The organism is Bradyrhizobium manausense (assembly GCF_018130615.1).
Classification (GTDB): Bacteria; Pseudomonadota; Alphaproteobacteria; order Rhizobiales; family Xanthobacteraceae; genus Bradyrhizobium; species Bradyrhizobium manausense_A.
The window spans coordinates 1-15951 of the sequence record NZ_JAFCKB010000013.1; the positions used below are offsets into that span (position 1 = coordinate 1).

Below are 15951 nucleotides of genomic sequence, written 5' to 3' on the forward strand. Positions count from 1 at the left end.
TTGACATACATGGTCGGGTAGGGGCCACGCAGGAACGGCGCAATCCCCGGATAGGTCTCGAGGAAATCGAGCCCGGCCACATCGGCCTCGCCATAAGCGGGCTTCACCGGAATGCCCTCGGGCGTCAGCCACGGCTCGGCGCTGCCTGACGGTGCGGAGGTTGCCGTCCGCTCGAAGGCAATGTCTGCAAAGTTTGGAATGCGGCTCATGGCTTCAACCATATCATGGACGCTCAATCGTGATCCGGATGCTGATGGCTGACGATGGTCGCCATCTTCTCCGGCCCGTAATTCTGTTGCGTGGTCTGGCTCGGCAGATTGGAGATGCCGACCACCCAACCGAGGCGGGATTCAGTTCCGTACTGCCGCGTCGGCACCAGCCGGTCGGGGCGGTCGAACGCGCCGGTCATGATCTCGATCCGCTCGCCGTCGATGCGGCCAAAGCTCAGCGGCGTGCCGCAGGCGGCGCAATAGCCGCGATCGGCGATCGTGGAGGAGCGGAAGAACGACGGTTGTCCCTTGGTCCAGGCGAAATCGGTGCGGTTGACGTCGGCGAACGATGCGAACGGCGCCCCGCTCGCCTTCTGGCACATGCGGCAGTGGCAGATCGAAATCCGGTTCGGTGTCGCCGAGATTGCAAAGCGCACCGCGCCGCATTGGCAGCCGCCGGTGAGAACGGGTTTGCTGGTTTCGGTCATGCCGGCTCCATCCGCAAATAGGCGTCTTGCAACATTGCAAGAGCGTCGCCGCCGGCAAAAACAAAGCCAGTGACACCGGCTGCACGCTGGGCCGCCTCGGCCCCGGCGGGACGGCCTGCCAGATAGATAAGTCGCGCGCCCGTGGTTTGCAGGGCCTTGGCTGCGGTCTCAGCGTGTTCCGCATAGACCTTGTCGCTGGAACAAAGGCAGGCGAGAGCTGCACCGGAAGCCCTGAAGGCGGCAGCGAGCTTGGCGGGATCGCCAAAACCCTCGCTGTCGATGGCCTCGATGCCGCCGGCCTCGAAGAAGCTTTTTGCAAAGGTCGCACGCGCGGTGAAGTCCGCAGGCGTGCCGAGATTGGCCAGGAACACGCTCGGCCGTTTGCCGCGCGCCTTCAACGCCGCATCGGATGTATCGCGCAGCGCCTCGAACGGCGCGGCGAGGCGCATCGGCGCCAGTGCCTCGAACTTGCATTTCGGCTCGGCCGCGGACGGCAGCGCGACCGGCTTCACGTCGAGCACGGTGGCATCGGCCTCGTGCAGATTGGGAAACTCGCTGGCGCCGGTCAGCACGTCGCGGCGCTTTGCGATGTTGGCCTCGCGCGCCTTGCGCGTTGCCGCGACCTTGCTTTGGAACAGGCCCTGTTGAAGCGCGGCGAAGGCGCCGCCGGCCTTTTCAGCCTCCTGGAACAGCGCCCAGGCCGCATCGGAGAGCTGCGCCGTCAACGTCTCGATGCCGCCGGATCCCGCCGCGGGATCGCTGACCTTGGCGAGGTTGCTTTCTTCCAGCAGCAGTGCTTGCGTGTTGCGCGCCACGCGCCGTGCAAAGGGATCGGGCAGTCCGCGCGCCAGCGTGTGCGGCAGCACGGTGATCGCATTGGCGCCGGCGAGGCCCGCTGCGAAGGTCGCGATCGTCGCGCGCAGCATGTTCACGTAAGGGTCGCGCTGCGTCAGCATGCGCCAGGCGGTTTCCGCGGCGATGAAAGCCGGCCGAGGCGCGAGGCCGCAGGCCTGCTCGACGCGGGCCCAGAGCTGCCGCAACGCGCGGAACTTGGCCATGGTCAGGAACTGATCGGCGTCGGCGCAGAGCCGGAATGAAACTGCTTGTCGCGCGACGTCGAGATCGATGCCGCCGCGCTCGAGCATGCGCAAGTAAGCCACGCCGAGCGACAGCGCGAACGCGAGCTCCTGGGCCTCGGAACCGCCGGCATCGTGCACGGGCCGGCCGTCGGCGAGCACGAACGAACCTTTGAAGCCGCGTCCGATCAAGCCCGACACGATGCGCGCGAAGGGCGCTTCGTACTCCGACCATGGCGCGAGCGCGGCGCCGCGCACGGCGAACGTGCTCAGGGCCTGGTAGTTGAAGCGCACGTCGATCTTGGCGGGATCGAGCTTTTGAGCCTCGACCATATCGGCGAACAGCGTGCCGGCATCCTGCCGGCCGGCCACTGGGTTGAGCGAGACTGCGACACCGGCCTCGAGGAACACGCCATCGAACAGCCGTGCCAGCGTCGCCGGCTCGGCGTCGACGACACCGAAGCCGCGCGCGCCAGGCCCCCCTGCGAATTCGATCTCAAGGCCCGTGGCCCCGTTCTCTAGATCCAGCAAGGCCTGCGCATTCGCCATGGCTGCATCGGGATGGTCGATCCGCTGCATGATCTGCCAGGGCGCGGCTGCGGTCCGTCCCGCCACCGGCGCAGCACCCTTGGCGCGCGGATAGAGTGGCTCGATCTTGATGCCGTCATAGGTCTTGCCGACCAGCTTCTCGAACGGGGCGCCCTTCAGCACGCCGTCGACCAGCTTGCGCCAGTCCGCGTCCGTCGCCTTGGGAAAATCGGCCGCCAGCGGCAGATCGTCAGTCACGGAGGTCATACGGCCAAGGACTCCCAAACGCTTGTTATTCGCAGGCGAAATTGCCACGGCGGACCGCCCCTGCAAACGGTTGTTTTTGGTTAACCGGTATCCGGAAGCCGCTCAATGCCTTGCGTCGAGACGCTGGCGAGCCCGTCGCGCACACGAATGCCTGATATCACGCGGTCCGGCGCGATTTCGGCCAGCGGCACCAGCACGAAGGCGCGCTCGAACAGGCGCGGATGCGGCAAGGTCAGGTCGGGCTTCTGAAACGACAAATCGTCATAGGCGATCATGTCGAGATCGAGCGTGCGTGGGCCCCAGCGCCTCGTTTTGTCGCGTGTGCGGCCGAATTTCCGCTCGACTTTCTGCATCACGAACAATAGTGCGTGCGGATCGAGGTCGGTCTCGATCTCGACACAGGCGTTGATGAAGGGATCCTGATCCTCGTCACCCCAGGGCGGCGTCGCATAGTCGGACGAACGCGCGATCACCGCCGCTTGCGCCATGCCGCAGATACAGGCGATCGCCTTGGCGAATGTCGCGCGGACGTCGCCGACATTGCCGCCGAGTGCGATCAGCACGCTCGCCATGTCAAGGATGCCGCGAGCGCGTCAGCATGATGCCGACATCGTCGAAGATCGCGGCGATCGGCGCGTGCGGCTTGTGCACGGTGATCTTGACGGCGCGGATGCGCGGGAAGTGCGACAGGATGGCGTCGGCAACGGCGCCCGCCGCGCGCTCCAAGAGCTTGTAATTGGTGTTCTTGAACGCCGCCGTCGTGGTCGCCACCACATCGGCATAGGAGACGGTATCGACGAGGCGGTCGCTGCGCGAGGGCTCCGACAGATCGGTGTAGAGCTCGAGATCGATCACGAAGCGCTGGCCGACTTGGGTTTCGTGATCCATCACGCCATGGCGTGCATGGATCGACAGGCCGGTAACGAAGATCGTATCCGTCATTGCTTGCTCTCGATTGCGTTGGCGACCCGCAGGGCCTGCAAGGTCTCGGCGACGTCATGGGTCCGGATGATCTTTGCCCCCTTCTGGGTGGCGATCAGATGCGCGGCGATCGAGCCGGCGAGCCGCTCTTTCGGCTCCGACGGTGACACCGAGGCGATGAAACGCTTGCGCGAGGCGCCGACCAGGACCGGCAAGCCGAACATGTCGAGCTCGCGCAGTCGCGCCAGCGCGATCATGCTCTGCTCGGCGGTCTTGCCGAAGCCGATGCCCGGATCCAGCACGATTTTTTCGCGTGCGATGCCGGCCTTTGCGGCGATGTCCAGCGAGCGCAGGAAGAATGCCTTCATGTCCGCGACGATGTCGATGGCGGAATCGACGCTGTCGCGGTTGTGCATGACGATGACGGGAACGCCTCGCGCGGCCACCAGCGGCGCCATGCCGGCATCGCGTTGCAATCCCCAGACGTCGTTGGCGATCGCCGCGCCCTGGTCGAGCGCGTAGGCCACGACCTCCGCCTTCATGCTGTCGATCGAAACGGGCACGCCGAGCGCGACGATATCAGCCAGCACCGGCTTCAGCCGGGCCAGTTCGTCCGCCGCTGTCACCGGCCGGGCGCCCTTGTAGGGCCGGGTGGATTCGGCGCCGATATCGATGATGTCGACGCCATCAGCGATCATCGCCCGCGCCCGCGCAAGCGCCTGGTCCGGTGCAACGAAGTCGCCGCCATCGGAAAAGGAGTCCGGCGTCACGTTCAGCACGCCCATCACCGCCGGCAGAGGCCGTTCCAGTAGCCTCCGCAGCGCATCTAGCCCGGCCGAGCCGGCCGGCGGGACGGATGGGGAGGGCGAGGCATTCATGGCCGTGGCTTTGCGCGGTCGGGGAGGGGGAGTCAAGACCACCTTCCTGTCATTGCCCGCGAAGGCGGGCAATCCAGGACTCCGAGACCATGCCTGCGGAGGAGCCGCTGAGTACTGGATACGCCTTCGCGGGGCATGACGGAGAGAGCTAACGCGGCAGGGCGTTTGCCGAGACAGAAACCTAATACGTAATCTTCGGCGGCAGCTTCTTCGCCTTGGCGATGATGTCTCCGACCGACTTCTCGGAAGGGAGGATGCGGACGAGCTTCTTGCGGTCGTTCGCTTCGCGCATGCTCTGCGCCAGCCTTGCCGGATTCCGATAGGCGAGCTCGCGCACCGTGGTCACGCCGGCGGCGCGGACCAGGCCGACCTTGGCCCGGCCCATGCCGGGAATGCGCATGTAGTCGGAGACGTTGGCCCACTCCAGCAGCAGCTGCTCGCTGATGCCGGTCTTGGCGGAGAGCGCCTTGCGGCCCTTCACGGTCGAGGCGGCCTCGAGCAGCGCGTCGGTCGTGCGGATTCCCTGCGCCTTCAACTTGTTGGCGGCAAAGGCGGGCAGGCCCTCAATCTCAGAGATCGGATATGTCATGATACTCGGTATGAAAAGCGTCGCTCAGGCGAACTGGCTGAGGCCCGGCGTTCCCGCGATGATCTTGCCCATCTGATCCGCTCCGATTTTGTCTCGGCCGTAGCGAAAAAGTTCACGGGCCACGTTCTGGATCTCGGACATGCCGAGCCCCAGGCCCATCAGGCGCGTGCCGACGGCCATCAGGCCGCCGCCCATCAGTCGCGACAGCCCGCCGCCGCTCATGGATGCTTCGATCGCCCCTTCTGCGCCCGGGATCTGGTCGATCAGGGCCTGCACGCTGTCGGACGGACCTTCACTGCGGAGGAATCCCAGGATAATGCCGACGGTCTTTTCAGCGACAGCACTATCTATGCTGGCGCTTGTCGCCAGCCGCCCGATCAGCTCGTCCATGTTGACCCGCCCCTCAGCCGGTTTGCACGCCGGAGTATTATTTCGAAAAATGATCTTGAGCCGGTGTGATGTGAAATACAAGCGATGAACGCACGCAACGTTCCGATTCATTCCCGAAGGCGCGAAAAGTGTTGCAGCGATGCAAGAGCGGAGAAGAAATTCATGAATAATTGCCGCGGTGCGAATGTACGCTTCCGACTTTTGGCGCATGCCGCGCGCGTAGTCTCCGACAATGTCGCATGTCGCCGGCGCCTTGAACGGTTTCATTCGGCTTGCGACATGCGCTAAACTGCGGAACTGGCAGGCTCGAGCTTTCAATACGCGAAACGAACGATAGAGAGAATGATGACGGCGCAGGACAACAAGCTCGGCGATACCGACGACAAGATCTTCGTCGGCAAGGGAGACGAGCAGGCCTGGCTGACGCTGGCGCTCGCCAATCGCCACGGCCTCGTCACGGGAGCGACCGGAACAGGCAAGACGGTTACGCTGCAAGTGATGGCGGAAGGATTTGCGCGGGCCGGTGTTCCGGTGTTCGCCGCCGACATCAAGGGCGATCTCTCCGGCATCTCCGAGGTCGGTGAGGCAAAGGATTTCATCGTCAAGCGCGCGACCGAGATGGGACTGACGTTCCAGCCCGACCAGTTCTCGACGGTGTTCTGGGATGTGTTCGGCGAGCAAGGCCATCCGGTGCGGGCCACGGTCACGGAGATGGGGCCTCTGTTGCTGGCGCGCATGCTCGACCTCAACGATGTGCAGGAGGGCGTGCTCAACGTCGCGTACCGCGTTGCCGACGACAACGGCCTGACGTTGATCGACATGAAGGACCTGCGGGCGTTGCTCGACGCCATCGTCCCCGACAGCGGCAAGAAGGGGTCGGACGCCGGGGAGGATCCGCTTGCGCCGATCCGCAAAGCAGCCCAGGGTTTTGGCAACGTCACCAAGGCCACCGTCGGCACCATCCAGCGCCAGCTCCTGGTGCTGGAAAACCAGGGCGGCACTAAATTCTTCGGCGAGCCGGCATTGACCTTGAAGGATTTCATGAAGACCGACCGCGATGGGCGCGGCATGGTCAACATCCTGGTCGCCGACAAGCTGATGCAGAGCCCGCGGCTTTACGCGACATTCCTGCTGTGGATGCTGTCAGAGCTGTTCGAGGAATTACCCGAGGCCGGCGATCTGCCCAAGCCGAAGCTGGTGTTCTTCTTCGACGAGGCGCATCTGTTGTTCAACGACGCGCCGAAGGCGCTGATGGACAAGATCGAGCAGGTGGTCCGTCTGATCCGCTCCAAGGGCATCGGCGTCTATTTCGTCACGCAAAATCCGATCGATGTGCCCGACCGTGTGCTCGGGCAGATGGGCAACCGGGTGCAACACGCGTTGCGCGCCTTCACCCCGCGCGACCAGAAGGCGGTCGCCGCTGCGGCTCAGACCTTCCGGCCGAACCCGAAGCTCGACACCGCCAAGGTGATCATGGAGCTCGGCAAGGGCGAGGCGCTGGTGTCGTTCCTCGAAGGCAACGGCACACCGGCGATGGTCGAGCGGGTGCTGATCCGGCCGCCATCGGCCCGCATTGGGCCGATCACGCCGGAGGAGCGCAAGGCGATCATGGATGCGAGCCCGGTGAAGGGCAAATACGACACCGCGATCGATTCCGAATCCGCCTATGAGATCCTGCAGAAGCGCATCGCCGGCACTGCGGCGCCGGCCGACGGCCAGGCCGGGACAAGCGGTGGCGGCGTCCTTGGCCAGATCGGCTCGATCGTCGGCACCATCTTCGGCACCAATACCGGACGAAACCGGCTGACGACAGGACAGCGCATCGCGCGCGACGTCACGCGCACGGTCACCGACAAGGTGGTCGGCGGCGTCGTGGCCGATCTCGGCAAATCGGTCGGCGGCCAGCTCGGCGGCTCGGTCGGCCGCGCGCTCGTCCGCGGTGCGCTCGGCGGATTGCTGCGAAGGTAGGCAGAACGACCGGCCGCAGGCCAGTGGTCGGTAGCGCCGCCCCGCTGATGCCGGAAGCGTCATTTTTGCCAGGTACAAATTCGGGTGAGGGGGACTCTCCAAGCGTCCGTCGGTCTGCTACGTGCTATATGTTTCCGACTGGACATCATGTGACACCACCGAATCCAACCGACAAAGCCGACGCACTCCGAACTCTCTCGCTGCGTGCGCCGCTCGACCTGCTCTTCTTGTTTTGCTGCCTGATCCTGACCGCGGATGTCCTCGGCCCGGAGATCTTCGGCCGTGGCAAGACCAAGGACTATGCGCTGTGGTACTGGGCCGGGCAGCAGGTGCTGCATGGCGGCGCGCTCTATCCCAGCGCGATGGATCACCCGTTCGAGTTCATCTATCCGCCGCTGCCGGCGATCCTGCTGGCGATCCCGAGCTGGTTCGGTAAGATCCCGCTCTACATCGTGCTGTCGATCCTCAATGGGGTCGCATGGTGGTACACGAGCATCCTTTCCAATGCCATGACTGGCTCGGGTCGCGAGCCGGGCCCGTGGCTCGAGGCGCTGCCGGCGGTCGTCACCGTCTCCTTCGTGTTCGACATGTTCGATCTCGGTCAGCCGAACCTCGTTCTGCTGGCGATGATGCTGTACGGCTTCTGGAGCCTTCAGCATCGGCGATCCTGGTTCGCGGGCTTCATGTTCGCGCTCGCCACCGCCATTAAGGTGTTTCCGATCGCGGTGCTGCCTTATCTGGTTTGGCGGAGGCAGTGGGCCGCCGTCGTCAGCATGCTCGCTTTCATTGGCGTCCTGCTCTATCTCGTGCCGGCGCCGATCCGCGGCTTCGAGCGCAACGCGGCCGAGCTCAGCACCTGGTACCAGGGCATGGTCGGCTCGAGCTCGGAAAAGGGATTTGGCCAGCGCGACGAGCAGAACTGGTCGTGGGTCAACCAGTCCATCATCGCGGTAACGCACCGGCTGGTCCGGCCGATCAACTACAATCTGGACGATCCCCGCAAGCCGGCGCGCACGATGAATGTCATCGACGTCGACTACAAGACGGCGAACTGGATCGTGCTCGCGGTATCGTCATTGCTCGGGCTCGGCTTCATCGCGGTCATACCGTCACAACGGAAAAGGACGGCGCGATCCGACGCCGAGGAACTCGGCATCCTGTTCTGCCTGATGACGGTCGCCTCGCCGCTGGCGCGACAATATTACTTCATGTGGCTGTTCCTGCCGCTGACGGTGCTGATACATCGGACGGCCTTCGATGCGCGGCCGAAGGTGCGGCTGGGAACCGGGCTCGCGCTTGGCGCCGCCGGCATTCTCATGCTGTTGTCGCTGCCGCCGATTCCCCTCGCCGTCCAGGCTTGGGGCAACAACCTCCTGGCGACGGCGATCCTCGCAGTTGTGCTTGCCTGGCACATCCGGCATCCGCCGGCTGCGGCTAGCTCGGACGCCGCGGCAGGGCTAAAACCACAACCATCTTGAGACTTGAAAAGTGGGACATCCGACCATGGCCAACGCGCAGCTTCAATCCGTGCTCGACCACATCGACAAGGACTTCGACAACAGCCTCGAGCGCCTGTTCTCGCTGCTGCGGATCAAGTCGATCTCCGCTGATCCGGCTTTTGCCGCGGATTGCAAGGCGGCGGCCGAGCATCTGGCCAAGGACATCGCGAGCCTCGGCGTCGCGACCGAGGTGAGGCCGACCGCCGGCCATCCTGCCGTCGTCGGCAAGGTCAAATCGGGCGGACGGCCGCATGTGATCTTCTACGGCCATTACGACGTGCAGCCGGTCGATCCGCTCGAGCTCTGGCACCGTCCGCCGTTCGAGCCGGTCGTGGCCGATCATGCCGACGGCCGCAAGATCATCGTTGCGCGCGGCGCCGAGGATGACAAGGGTCAGGTGATGACCTTCGTTGAAGCCTGCCGCGCCTGGAAGAAAGTCACGGGCTCGCTGCCGATCGACGTCACCTTCCTGATCGAAGGCGAGGAGGAGGTCGGCTCCAAGAACTTCGTGCCGTTCGTCGAGGCCAACAAGGACGAGTTCAAGGCCGACTACGTGCTTGTCTGCGACACCGGCATGTGGGATCCGGAGACGCCGGCGATCACCACGGCGCTGCGCGGCCTGCTGTATGAAGAGGTGAAGATCACCGCCGCGAGCCGCGATCTGCATTCCGGCGTGTTCGGCGGCACGGCGATGAACCCGATCCGGCTGCTGACCAAGATTCTCGGCGGATTGTTCGACGACGACAACCGTATCACCATTCCCGGCTTCTATGACGGCGTAAAGGATACGCCGCCGGACATTCTGGAACAGTGGAAGAAGCTCAACTTCACGCCGGAGTCGTTCCTTAAGCCGGTCGGCCTGTCGATCCCGGCCGGCGAGAAGGGGCGGCTGATGGTCGAGCAGGCCTCCACGCGCCCGACCTGCGACGTCAACGGCATCTGGGGCGGCTATATCGGCGAAGGCTCCAAGACGGTGATCCCTTCGCATGCCTCGGCAAAAGTCTCGTTCCGCCTTGTCCAGGGGCAGGACCCCCTGAAGATCCGCAAGGCGTTCCGCGACTACGTGACTGCCCGGATTCCGGGCGACTGCAAGGTCGAGTTCGGCGACCATTCCGCCGCGCCGGCCGTCGCGCTCGACTGGAGCATGAAGCCGCTCGCGGCGGCGAGGCAAGCGCTGACCGAGGAATGGGGCAAGGAGACCGTGCTGATGGGTTCCGGCGCCTCGATCCCGATCGTTGCCGATTTCAAGCGCGCGCTTGGGCTTGACTCGCTGCTGGTCGGCTTCGGCCTCGACGATGACAACATCCACTCGCCGAACGAGAAGTACGATCTGCGCAGCTTCCAGAAAGGCATCCGCTCCTGGGCCCGGATTCTCGCGGCGTTGGCGGACGTGAAGTAGCGCACGGAAACTCTATCCTCGTCATTGCGAGCGAAGCGACGTGTCCGCCGAAGCCTTCGGCGAAGGCGGAAGCAATTCAGAATCCATTCGAGGAAACAGTCTGGCTTGCTTCGTCGCACCAGCGCAAAATTGCTTCGCAATTTTGTCGCGGGCTCCTCGCAATGACGGCGGGGCCCAAAATAAAAACGCCGCCCGGAATTGGGCGGCGTTTCATTCCAAAACATGTAGAGGTAGGTGACAACTAACCTACACCAAATCCGCGAAATCTCAAGAGCGGTAGCCCGGGAGCTCGCGGTCGAGCTTGCGCAGCAGCGGCGGCCACACGAGAGTGGTGGAACGCAGCTCGGCGCGGTCGCGGTTGGCGAGCAGCTCGGTGTTCTTCTCGATCGCGATCTCCTCGACCGGATAGACCGGCGTGCCCAGCGCACGGGTGCGCACCTGCATCGAGCAGGCGCGCTCGAGGTGGTACATGCGCTCGAAAGCGGAGGCGACCGAGCGGCCGACGGTCAGTGTGCCGTGGTTGCGCAGGAGCATGTGGTTGTGATCGCCGAGGTCCTTCTGCAGCCGCGGCCGCTCGTCGTGATCGAGCGCGATGCCTTCATAGTCGTGATAGGCGAGGTCATGGGTGACGAGCTGCGCGGTCTGGTTCAGCGGCAGCAGGCCTTCGGCGCTGCTCGACACCGCGGTGCCGTCCAGCGTGTGGAGGTGCAGCACGCAGATTGCGTCCTCGCGCACCTCGTGGATCGCCGAATGGATGGTGAAGCCTGCCGGATTGATGCTGTACTCGCTCTCGCTGAGCTGGTTGCCGTGCAGATCGACCTTGACCAGGCTCGAGGCCGTAATCTCGTCGAACATCAGCCCGTAGGGATTGATCAGGAAGTGATGGTCGGGGCCGGGCACGCGCGCGGAAATGTGGGTGTCGACCAGATCGTCCCAGCCATACAGCGAGACGAGGCGATAGCAGGCGGCGAGATTGATCCGTTGCTGCCACTCGGCCTCCGTCATATCAGACGGCACTTCCTTCAGGCGCGCTTCCGCTGGTGACATGGCAAATCTCTCCGAACCTCGTTGTTGCGGAGGGGGAGCCTAGTCTTGCAAACAGCTGGCAGCAAGGCGTGCAGAGCGCGGCAGTTCAGCGTAGCCCGCATGAACCCGGCGGATCCGGAGAAAAATCTTACGGCGCCGGGATCGACAGCAGGCTGGAAATGCTGCGGCCGCGGATGTCGTAGACACGCGCGAACACGACGTCGTCGCGCTTGATCTCGACCATCACGGGCGCCGTCAGGCCCTTGCAGTAGAACTCGCCGAGCGTCATGGCGAAATCGGCCGCGTTGGAATCCCAGCCGATGGTGAAGTCCGGGCCGAGCGCGACCTGGGCCGGGCGCTGCGGACCACACACCGCAACCTTCCATTTGCGATTGCGCGGCGGCACTTCCTGGCGCTCGACGAGCTGCTCGCGCAGTTCGTCGGAGGCCTGCTTCAGCGCAAGGCCCCAATAGTCCAGCATGAAGCGGTCGTCTGCGGCGCGTACCGTTCCGGCGATGTGGTTGAAGTGGGTGTACTGATAGGGATGCAGCCGGATCATCTCGGCGAGCGGCAAGGCAAGGCCGAAGCAGAACACGGCGAGCACCGCCGGTTGCCAGGCGCGCTGGTTGGCGCGCAGGCGCTCCATGGCCCAGCCGAAGGCAATGCCACCGAGCACCGCCATCGGCGGGATCACGAAGACGAAATGGCGGATCCCGTTGTAGAGCGCCGGCCGCTTCACCATTGCGATCGCGAGCGGCAGCGTCGCTGCCAGCGTCAGCATCAGCATGATGGTCTTGCGGCGCGCCGGAGTCTCGCGGCGCGGCAGCATGGCGAAGGTGCCGATCACCGCGCCGGCCATCAGCACCAGCATCACTTCGGGCAGCTGCAGCGCGAACAGCGTCGGCAGATACGACCAGGGCATGTCGGGCACGGAGACGATCGCGCCGTCGAACATCTCCTTCCAGGGCTTCTCGAAGAAGTGCGAGAAATAGGTCAAGGCCTCGAAGGGATTGCCGGGCTCGATGATCGACCACGGCCAGATCAGGCCCATCACGAGGTAGCCGAGCACGAGGCCGGGCAACAACACGTAGATGACATGGACGAAACGGCGCACCGCTTCGCGAGCGCCCTCGGCGTGCAGTTCCTCCAGGAACAGCGGGACGAAGCCGATCATCGCATAGACCAGCGCCAGCCCGCCGAGAACGCGCGTGCCAAGTGAGAGGCCTGCACCCAGGCCGACGATCAGGATCGTGCGCGGCGAGGGATTTGGATATTCCTCGGCAAGGCGGACCAGGCCGAGCATCAGGATGATCATCGCCACCGCGAAGGGCGCATCCTTCGGGTTCATGAACATGTGGCCGTAGAAGATCGGGCAGAGCGCCAGCAGCAGCAGCGCGCCGAGGCCGGCAAGAGGTCCGCCGACGCGGCGGCCGAGCCGCCAGGTCACCGCAAGCCCGATCACGCCGACGGTCGCACCGACCAGGCGTCGCGTCTCGAACAGCTCGAGCGGGAGGATCTTGTGGAGCAGCGCTGCGGCCATGTCGAAGCCGCCGCCGTACATATAGAGGTTGGCGAAGGAGAGCGCGGCCGTGTCCCTGAAGCCGGAGCCGTACATGCGCAGCAGCAGGTCGGCATATTCGGCATGGGTATAGTCGTCCCAGCCGAGCCCGTAATCGCGGAAGGTCAGGCCTGCAATGACGGCGACGGCAGCCAGCACCAGCATGGCGAGGTCGTCGCAAGTCCGTTCAACCGAGCGCCCGAGAGGCGTGTCGATCGCCGAGGTCGTGATGGATGTCATGGCTATTGGTGACCCGGAATCCCCTCTTGGCCCTGCTGGTGCGCGCGGGCCTGTTCCCCGGAATCCCTATAGCGCAGTTCCATTACCAAGTAATTGGGCATTATGGCTAAATTCCTGATGCGACGCAGCAATTTCCGGCCAACTTGGAGCACATGAGAGCTAGCGGACCGTTGCTGAAGGGAATGTGAATAAGTCCCTGATATCCTTCCCTTTAGGAACGGCGGCGGCAATTGGTCGTTGGCGAGGAACGCTGTAAGACGGTATCGTGGCGTAGCGGGTGCCGCGTGTGGACGCGTGGCCGGGGGTTTGTTCGATGAGCGTGGCTTTGTTGATCGCAGGGATTTTCGCCGTCGTGGCGGGCCTCCTTACGGTCGCGTATGGCTTCGGCTACAGGGAATTCAGCGTCGGCAGCACGCTCATAACGAGCGGGACGATTGGCGTCTGCTCCGGAATGTTACTGGTCGGCCTCTACGTCGTCCTGCTCGAGCTGCAAGCGATCGGCCGCCGTCTGGCTGGAGCCGCAGCGTCGGAGGTTCGCGTGAGGCCGGTGCTGCCGCCGGGTCTCGCCGGGCCAAATGGCCTGGGTGCGCCTGCGCCGGAGCCTGCCACGGCGGTGCGGGGTGATCCGCAGGTACCGCCGGCTGCGCCGCCATGGCAGGCCGAAGTGCCCACGCCGGCGCGCCCGCGCGCGGAGGCACCGGCCGAGCCCGAAGCGCCTCCGCCTCCACTTCCGCCCCCCTCCGCAGCTCCGGAAGCGCCGCGAAGGCGCAATTTGCTGTTCGCCTCGAGCTCGCGCAAGGAGCGCGAGCGCGCCGAGGCCAAGGAGACCAAGGCTGCCGAGAACCCGCCGCTGCAGGCTCACGCCGAGCCGGCGGAAGCGGCTGCGCCCGAAACTCCGCCCGCTAGCTTCGAGGACGCCTGGCCGAAGCCGGATCGCGCGCGGCCGCCGGAGCCGCCCGCGGCGCGTCGGCCGCCGCGCCCGTCGTCGGCCTTCGAGCCTGCTGCACCTGTCGCACCTCCGCCTGCACCCGAGCCGCCACCGGTCGAACCGGCGTCGGTGACGGTGCTCAAATCCGGCATCGTCGACGGCATGGCCTATTCGCTCTATTCCGATGGCTCGATCGAGGCGCAGATGCCGGAGGGCATGATGCGCTTTGCCTCCATTGACGAGCTGCGTGCGCATCTCGACCAGCGCGGCTGAAGACCTCCAGCCTTGAAGTAAAGCCTCGTGGCTGTTGTCGCGAGATCAGTAATAGGCTCACATTCGCCAGTCGTCGTATTTCAGCCAAACGTATTGTTGACAGAGAATACTTCACCGCCGCCAATGCAGCGACGGAGCCAGATTGGAGAGAGGGCGCCCATGTCTGATGCCGGGGCCAAGAACTTCATCGAGCTGACGGCGAGCATCGTGTCGGCCTATGTCGGCAACAACCCGACGCCGGCCGCCGAGATTCCGAACCTGATCAGCCAGGTGCACGGCGCTTTGACGCGGGTGTCGTCGGGCCGCGCCGAAGCACCGCTCGAGCCGGCAAAGCCTGCGGTCTCGCTGAAGAAGTCGATCGCGCCGGACTATCTGGTGTGTCTCGAAGACGGCAAGCGCTTCAAGTCGCTGAAGCGCCACCTGCGCACCCAGTACAACATGACGCCCGAGCAATATCGCGAGAAATGGGGCCTGCCGGCCGACTATCCCATGGTCGCGCCGAACTACGCGGTGGCGCGTTCGCAACTGGCGAAGAAGATGGGCCTGGGACAGCAGCAGCGGAAGAAGGGAAAGTAGAGCGGCGTGCTCGGTTTCGTAGGTTGGGCAAAGGCGCGAAGCGCCGTGCCCACGCACTCGAGATGGTGGGTACGCTTGCGCTTTGCCTACCCTTCGAAGCTTCTTACGACGCTTCCGCCAGCGCCTCTTTCGCGTCGGTCTTGATACGCTCGACCATCGAACGCAGGCCGTTGGAGCGCTGCGGCGTCAGGTGGTCGCGGAAGCCGAACTCGTTGAACACGGAAATCGCGTCGGTATCGAGAATCTCCTGCGGCGTGCGGCCGGAGTACAGCGCAAGCACGATCGCGACCAGCCCGCGCACGATATGTGCGTCGCTGTCGCCGCGATATTTCAGGATCGGCGCACCGCCGTCGCGGTCGACCAGCTTCTGGAGCCAGACCTGGCTGACGCAGCCCTGCACCTTGTTCTCGGCCGAGTGCTCGTCCTCGGGCATCGGTTCCAGGGTGCGGCCGAGCTCGATGACGTACCGGTAGCGGTCGTCCCAGTCGTCCAGAAGCTCAAAATTGTCCCTGATGTCGTCAATCGAAGTCATTGATGGCCCGTGGTTCCTGTTCAGGCCAATATAGGGACGCAGGCTGCCGAAATCGATAGGATTTGGTGCCTAATTCCCCGTTTCGGGGCCGCGCCATTCCAGCGCGAGATCGTCCTGGGTCAGCGTGTCGCGCGGCGCTTCGGTCGCAGCCGTATCGCCTTCACCGGCGATCGTGATCGAGCCGGTGTGGTCGGGCGCCTTCTTGTCGGTCTTCTCGTTCTTCTCGTTGGTGATCTGGTCTTTCTTGTCGTTGATGATCTGGTAGATCTTCTTCGCGCCGTCCTGCGCCCGCTGGCCGATGATGGTGGCGGCCTGTCCGCCGACCTCGCAGGCCGCGGGCTGACGCTTGCAGAACTGGGTCATGTCGGAGACGGCCGCGGTCGCAGCCTGCACCGCGTCGGCTGCGCCGATTTGCGGCAGCTTGCCCGATTCGGGCGTCTTGTCCCGCGGCAGGAGCACCAGCACCAGCCCGAGCCAGAATGTGATGCGAAGCAGAAAGCGCATCTTGCGACCTGTATGTTCGATCCCGCGACGGCGATTTCCGCGCGCGTTTCGACCTAGCAACTCTCGATAAATCGCAAGTCATTGCCTTGAGCTTAATTCGCG

Annotated in this window: 17 protein-coding genes; 5 read left to right on the plus strand and 12 right to left on the minus strand. The window is 64.5% G+C overall.

Annotated features, from left to right (window positions below; translation table 11 throughout):
- From JQ587_RS22895 to JQ587_RS22930, 8 genes are all read right to left on the minus strand, one after another.
- The coding region (locus JQ587_RS22895) for a methylmalonyl-CoA mutase family protein (RefSeq protein WP_212426797.1) at positions 1-209 on the minus strand (209 nt) is incomplete at its 3' end.
- A gap of 23 nt (positions 210-232) precedes the next feature.
- A complete protein-coding gene (locus tag JQ587_RS22900) occupies positions 233-697 on the minus strand; it encodes a GFA family protein (protein WP_212426798.1) in 465 nt (154 codons plus the stop codon).
- Entirely contained in the window at positions 694-2568 is a 1875-nt protein-coding gene (locus tag JQ587_RS22905; RefSeq protein WP_212426799.1) for a methylmalonyl-CoA mutase subunit beta, read from the minus strand. The genes JQ587_RS22900 and JQ587_RS22905 overlap by 4 nt, the downstream gene beginning before the upstream one ends.
- Before the next feature lie 80 nt (positions 2569-2648).
- A complete protein-coding gene (gene folK, locus JQ587_RS22910; RefSeq protein ID WP_212300353.1) occupies positions 2649-3140 on the minus strand; it encodes a 2-amino-4-hydroxy-6-hydroxymethyldihydropteridine diphosphokinase in 492 nt (163 codons plus the stop codon).
- Between the two features lies 1 nt (position 3141).
- Complete coding sequence (gene folB, locus JQ587_RS22915) at positions 3142-3510, minus strand: dihydroneopterin aldolase (protein WP_212300354.1); 369 nt, start codon at positions 3508-3510, stop codon at positions 3142-3144.
- Complete coding sequence (gene folP, locus JQ587_RS22920) at positions 3507-4367, minus strand: dihydropteroate synthase (RefSeq protein ID WP_212300355.1); 861 nt, start codon at positions 4365-4367, stop codon at positions 3507-3509. The genes folB and folP overlap by 4 nt, the downstream gene beginning before the upstream one ends.
- Before the next feature lie 181 nt (positions 4368-4548).
- Positions 4549-4956 (minus strand): DUF4332 domain-containing protein, encoded by a 408-nt coding sequence (locus JQ587_RS22925; protein WP_212300356.1) that lies wholly within the window; start codon positions 4954-4956, stop codon positions 4549-4551.
- 24 nt (positions 4957-4980) lie between these two features.
- Positions 4981-5346, minus strand: coding sequence for a DUF2267 domain-containing protein (locus tag JQ587_RS22930; RefSeq protein WP_212426890.1), 366 nt, complete (start codon positions 5344-5346; stop codon positions 4981-4983).
- A 345-nt stretch (positions 5347-5691) separates the two neighbouring features.
- Between JQ587_RS22930 and JQ587_RS22935 the strand changes: the two genes are divergently transcribed.
- From JQ587_RS22935 to JQ587_RS22945, 3 genes are all read left to right on the plus strand, one after another.
- On the plus strand, positions 5692-7314 hold the full coding sequence (locus JQ587_RS22935; protein WP_212426891.1) for a helicase HerA-like domain-containing protein: 1623 nt from the start codon (positions 5692-5694) through the stop codon (positions 7312-7314).
- A gap of 128 nt (positions 7315-7442) precedes the next feature.
- Complete coding sequence (locus tag JQ587_RS22940) at positions 7443-8792, plus strand: glycosyltransferase family 87 protein (protein WP_212426800.1); 1350 nt, start codon at positions 7443-7445, stop codon at positions 8790-8792.
- Between the two features lie 25 nt (positions 8793-8817).
- On the plus strand, positions 8818-10212 hold the full coding sequence (locus JQ587_RS22945) for a M20/M25/M40 family metallo-hydrolase (protein WP_212426801.1): 1395 nt from the start codon (positions 8818-8820) through the stop codon (positions 10210-10212).
- 267 nt (positions 10213-10479) lie between these two features.
- Here the strand turns inward: JQ587_RS22945 and JQ587_RS22950 are convergent, their stop codons facing one another.
- Both JQ587_RS22950 and JQ587_RS22955 read right to left on the minus strand, forming a co-directional pair.
- Positions 10480-11259, minus strand: a complete 780-nt coding sequence (locus JQ587_RS22950; RefSeq protein ID WP_212300359.1) for a class II aldolase/adducin family protein — start codon at positions 11257-11259, stop codon at positions 10480-10482.
- 127 nt (positions 11260-11386) lie between these two features.
- A complete protein-coding gene (locus tag JQ587_RS22955) occupies positions 11387-13036 on the minus strand; it encodes a glycosyltransferase family 39 protein (RefSeq protein ID WP_212300360.1) in 1650 nt (549 codons plus the stop codon).
- A 313-nt stretch (positions 13037-13349) separates the two neighbouring features.
- Here JQ587_RS22955 and JQ587_RS22960 point away from each other — a divergent pair, with 313 nt between their 5' ends.
- Both JQ587_RS22960 and JQ587_RS22965 read left to right on the plus strand, forming a co-directional pair.
- Positions 13350-14237 carry a DUF308 domain-containing protein gene (locus JQ587_RS22960; protein WP_212426802.1) on the plus strand — a complete coding sequence of 296 codons (888 nt, stop codon included), beginning with the start codon at positions 13350-13352 and terminating at the stop codon, positions 14235-14237.
- Between the two features lie 159 nt (positions 14238-14396).
- Complete coding sequence (locus JQ587_RS22965) at positions 14397-14813, plus strand: Ros/MucR family transcriptional regulator (RefSeq protein ID WP_212426803.1); 417 nt, start codon at positions 14397-14399, stop codon at positions 14811-14813.
- Positions 14814-14916: 103 nt separating this feature from the next.
- Here JQ587_RS22965 and JQ587_RS22970 read toward each other — a convergent pair whose 3' ends face one another.
- Both JQ587_RS22970 and JQ587_RS22975 read right to left on the minus strand, forming a co-directional pair.
- On the minus strand, positions 14917-15345 hold the full coding sequence (locus tag JQ587_RS22970) for a SufE family protein (protein WP_212300363.1): 429 nt from the start codon (positions 15343-15345) through the stop codon (positions 14917-14919).
- 69 nt (positions 15346-15414) lie between these two features.
- Complete coding sequence (locus tag JQ587_RS22975) at positions 15415-15849, minus strand: DUF5330 domain-containing protein (RefSeq protein WP_212300364.1); 435 nt, start codon at positions 15847-15849, stop codon at positions 15415-15417.
- Between the last annotated feature and the right edge of the window lie 102 nt (positions 15850-15951).

Coding starts and splice junctions, on each gene's coding strand:
- JQ587_RS22900 (WP_212426798.1), bottom strand. CDS start 697: ATGACCGAAACCAGCAAACCCGTTCTCACCGGCGGCTGCCAATGCGGC.
- JQ587_RS22905 (WP_212426799.1), bottom strand. CDS start 2,568: ATGACCTCCGTGACTGACGATCTGCCGCTGGCGGCCGATTTTCCCAAG.
- folK (WP_212300353.1), bottom strand. CDS start 3,140: ATGGCGAGCGTGCTGATCGCACTCGGCGGCAATGTCGGCGACGTCCGC.
- folB (WP_212300354.1), bottom strand. CDS start 3,510: ATGACGGATACGATCTTCGTTACCGGCCTGTCGATCCATGCACGCCAT.
- folP (WP_212300355.1), bottom strand. CDS start 4,367: ATGAATGCCTCGCCCTCCCCATCCGTCCCGCCGGCCGGCTCGGCCGGG.
- JQ587_RS22925 (WP_212300356.1), bottom strand. CDS start 4,956: ATGACATATCCGATCTCTGAGATTGAGGGCCTGCCCGCCTTTGCCGCC.
- JQ587_RS22930 (WP_212426890.1), bottom strand. CDS start 5,346: ATGGACGAGCTGATCGGGCGGCTGGCGACAAGCGCCAGCATAGATAGT.
- JQ587_RS22935 (WP_212426891.1), top strand. CDS start 5,692: ATGACGGCGCAGGACAACAAGCTCGGCGATACCGACGACAAGATCTTC.
- JQ587_RS22940 (WP_212426800.1), top strand. CDS start 7,443: ATGTTTCCGACTGGACATCATGTGACACCACCGAATCCAACCGACAAA.
- JQ587_RS22945 (WP_212426801.1), top strand. CDS start 8,818: ATGGCCAACGCGCAGCTTCAATCCGTGCTCGACCACATCGACAAGGAC.
- JQ587_RS22950 (WP_212300359.1), bottom strand. CDS start 11,259: ATGTCACCAGCGGAAGCGCGCCTGAAGGAAGTGCCGTCTGATATGACG.
- JQ587_RS22955 (WP_212300360.1), bottom strand. CDS start 13,036: ATGACATCCATCACGACCTCGGCGATCGACACGCCTCTCGGGCGCTCG.
- JQ587_RS22960 (WP_212426802.1), top strand. CDS start 13,350: ATGAGCGTGGCTTTGTTGATCGCAGGGATTTTCGCCGTCGTGGCGGGC.
- JQ587_RS22965 (WP_212426803.1), top strand. CDS start 14,397: ATGTCTGATGCCGGGGCCAAGAACTTCATCGAGCTGACGGCGAGCATC.
- JQ587_RS22970 (WP_212300363.1), bottom strand. CDS start 15,345: ATGACTTCGATTGACGACATCAGGGACAATTTTGAGCTTCTGGACGAC.
- JQ587_RS22975 (WP_212300364.1), bottom strand. CDS start 15,849: ATGCGCTTTCTGCTTCGCATCACATTCTGGCTCGGGCTGGTGCTGGTG.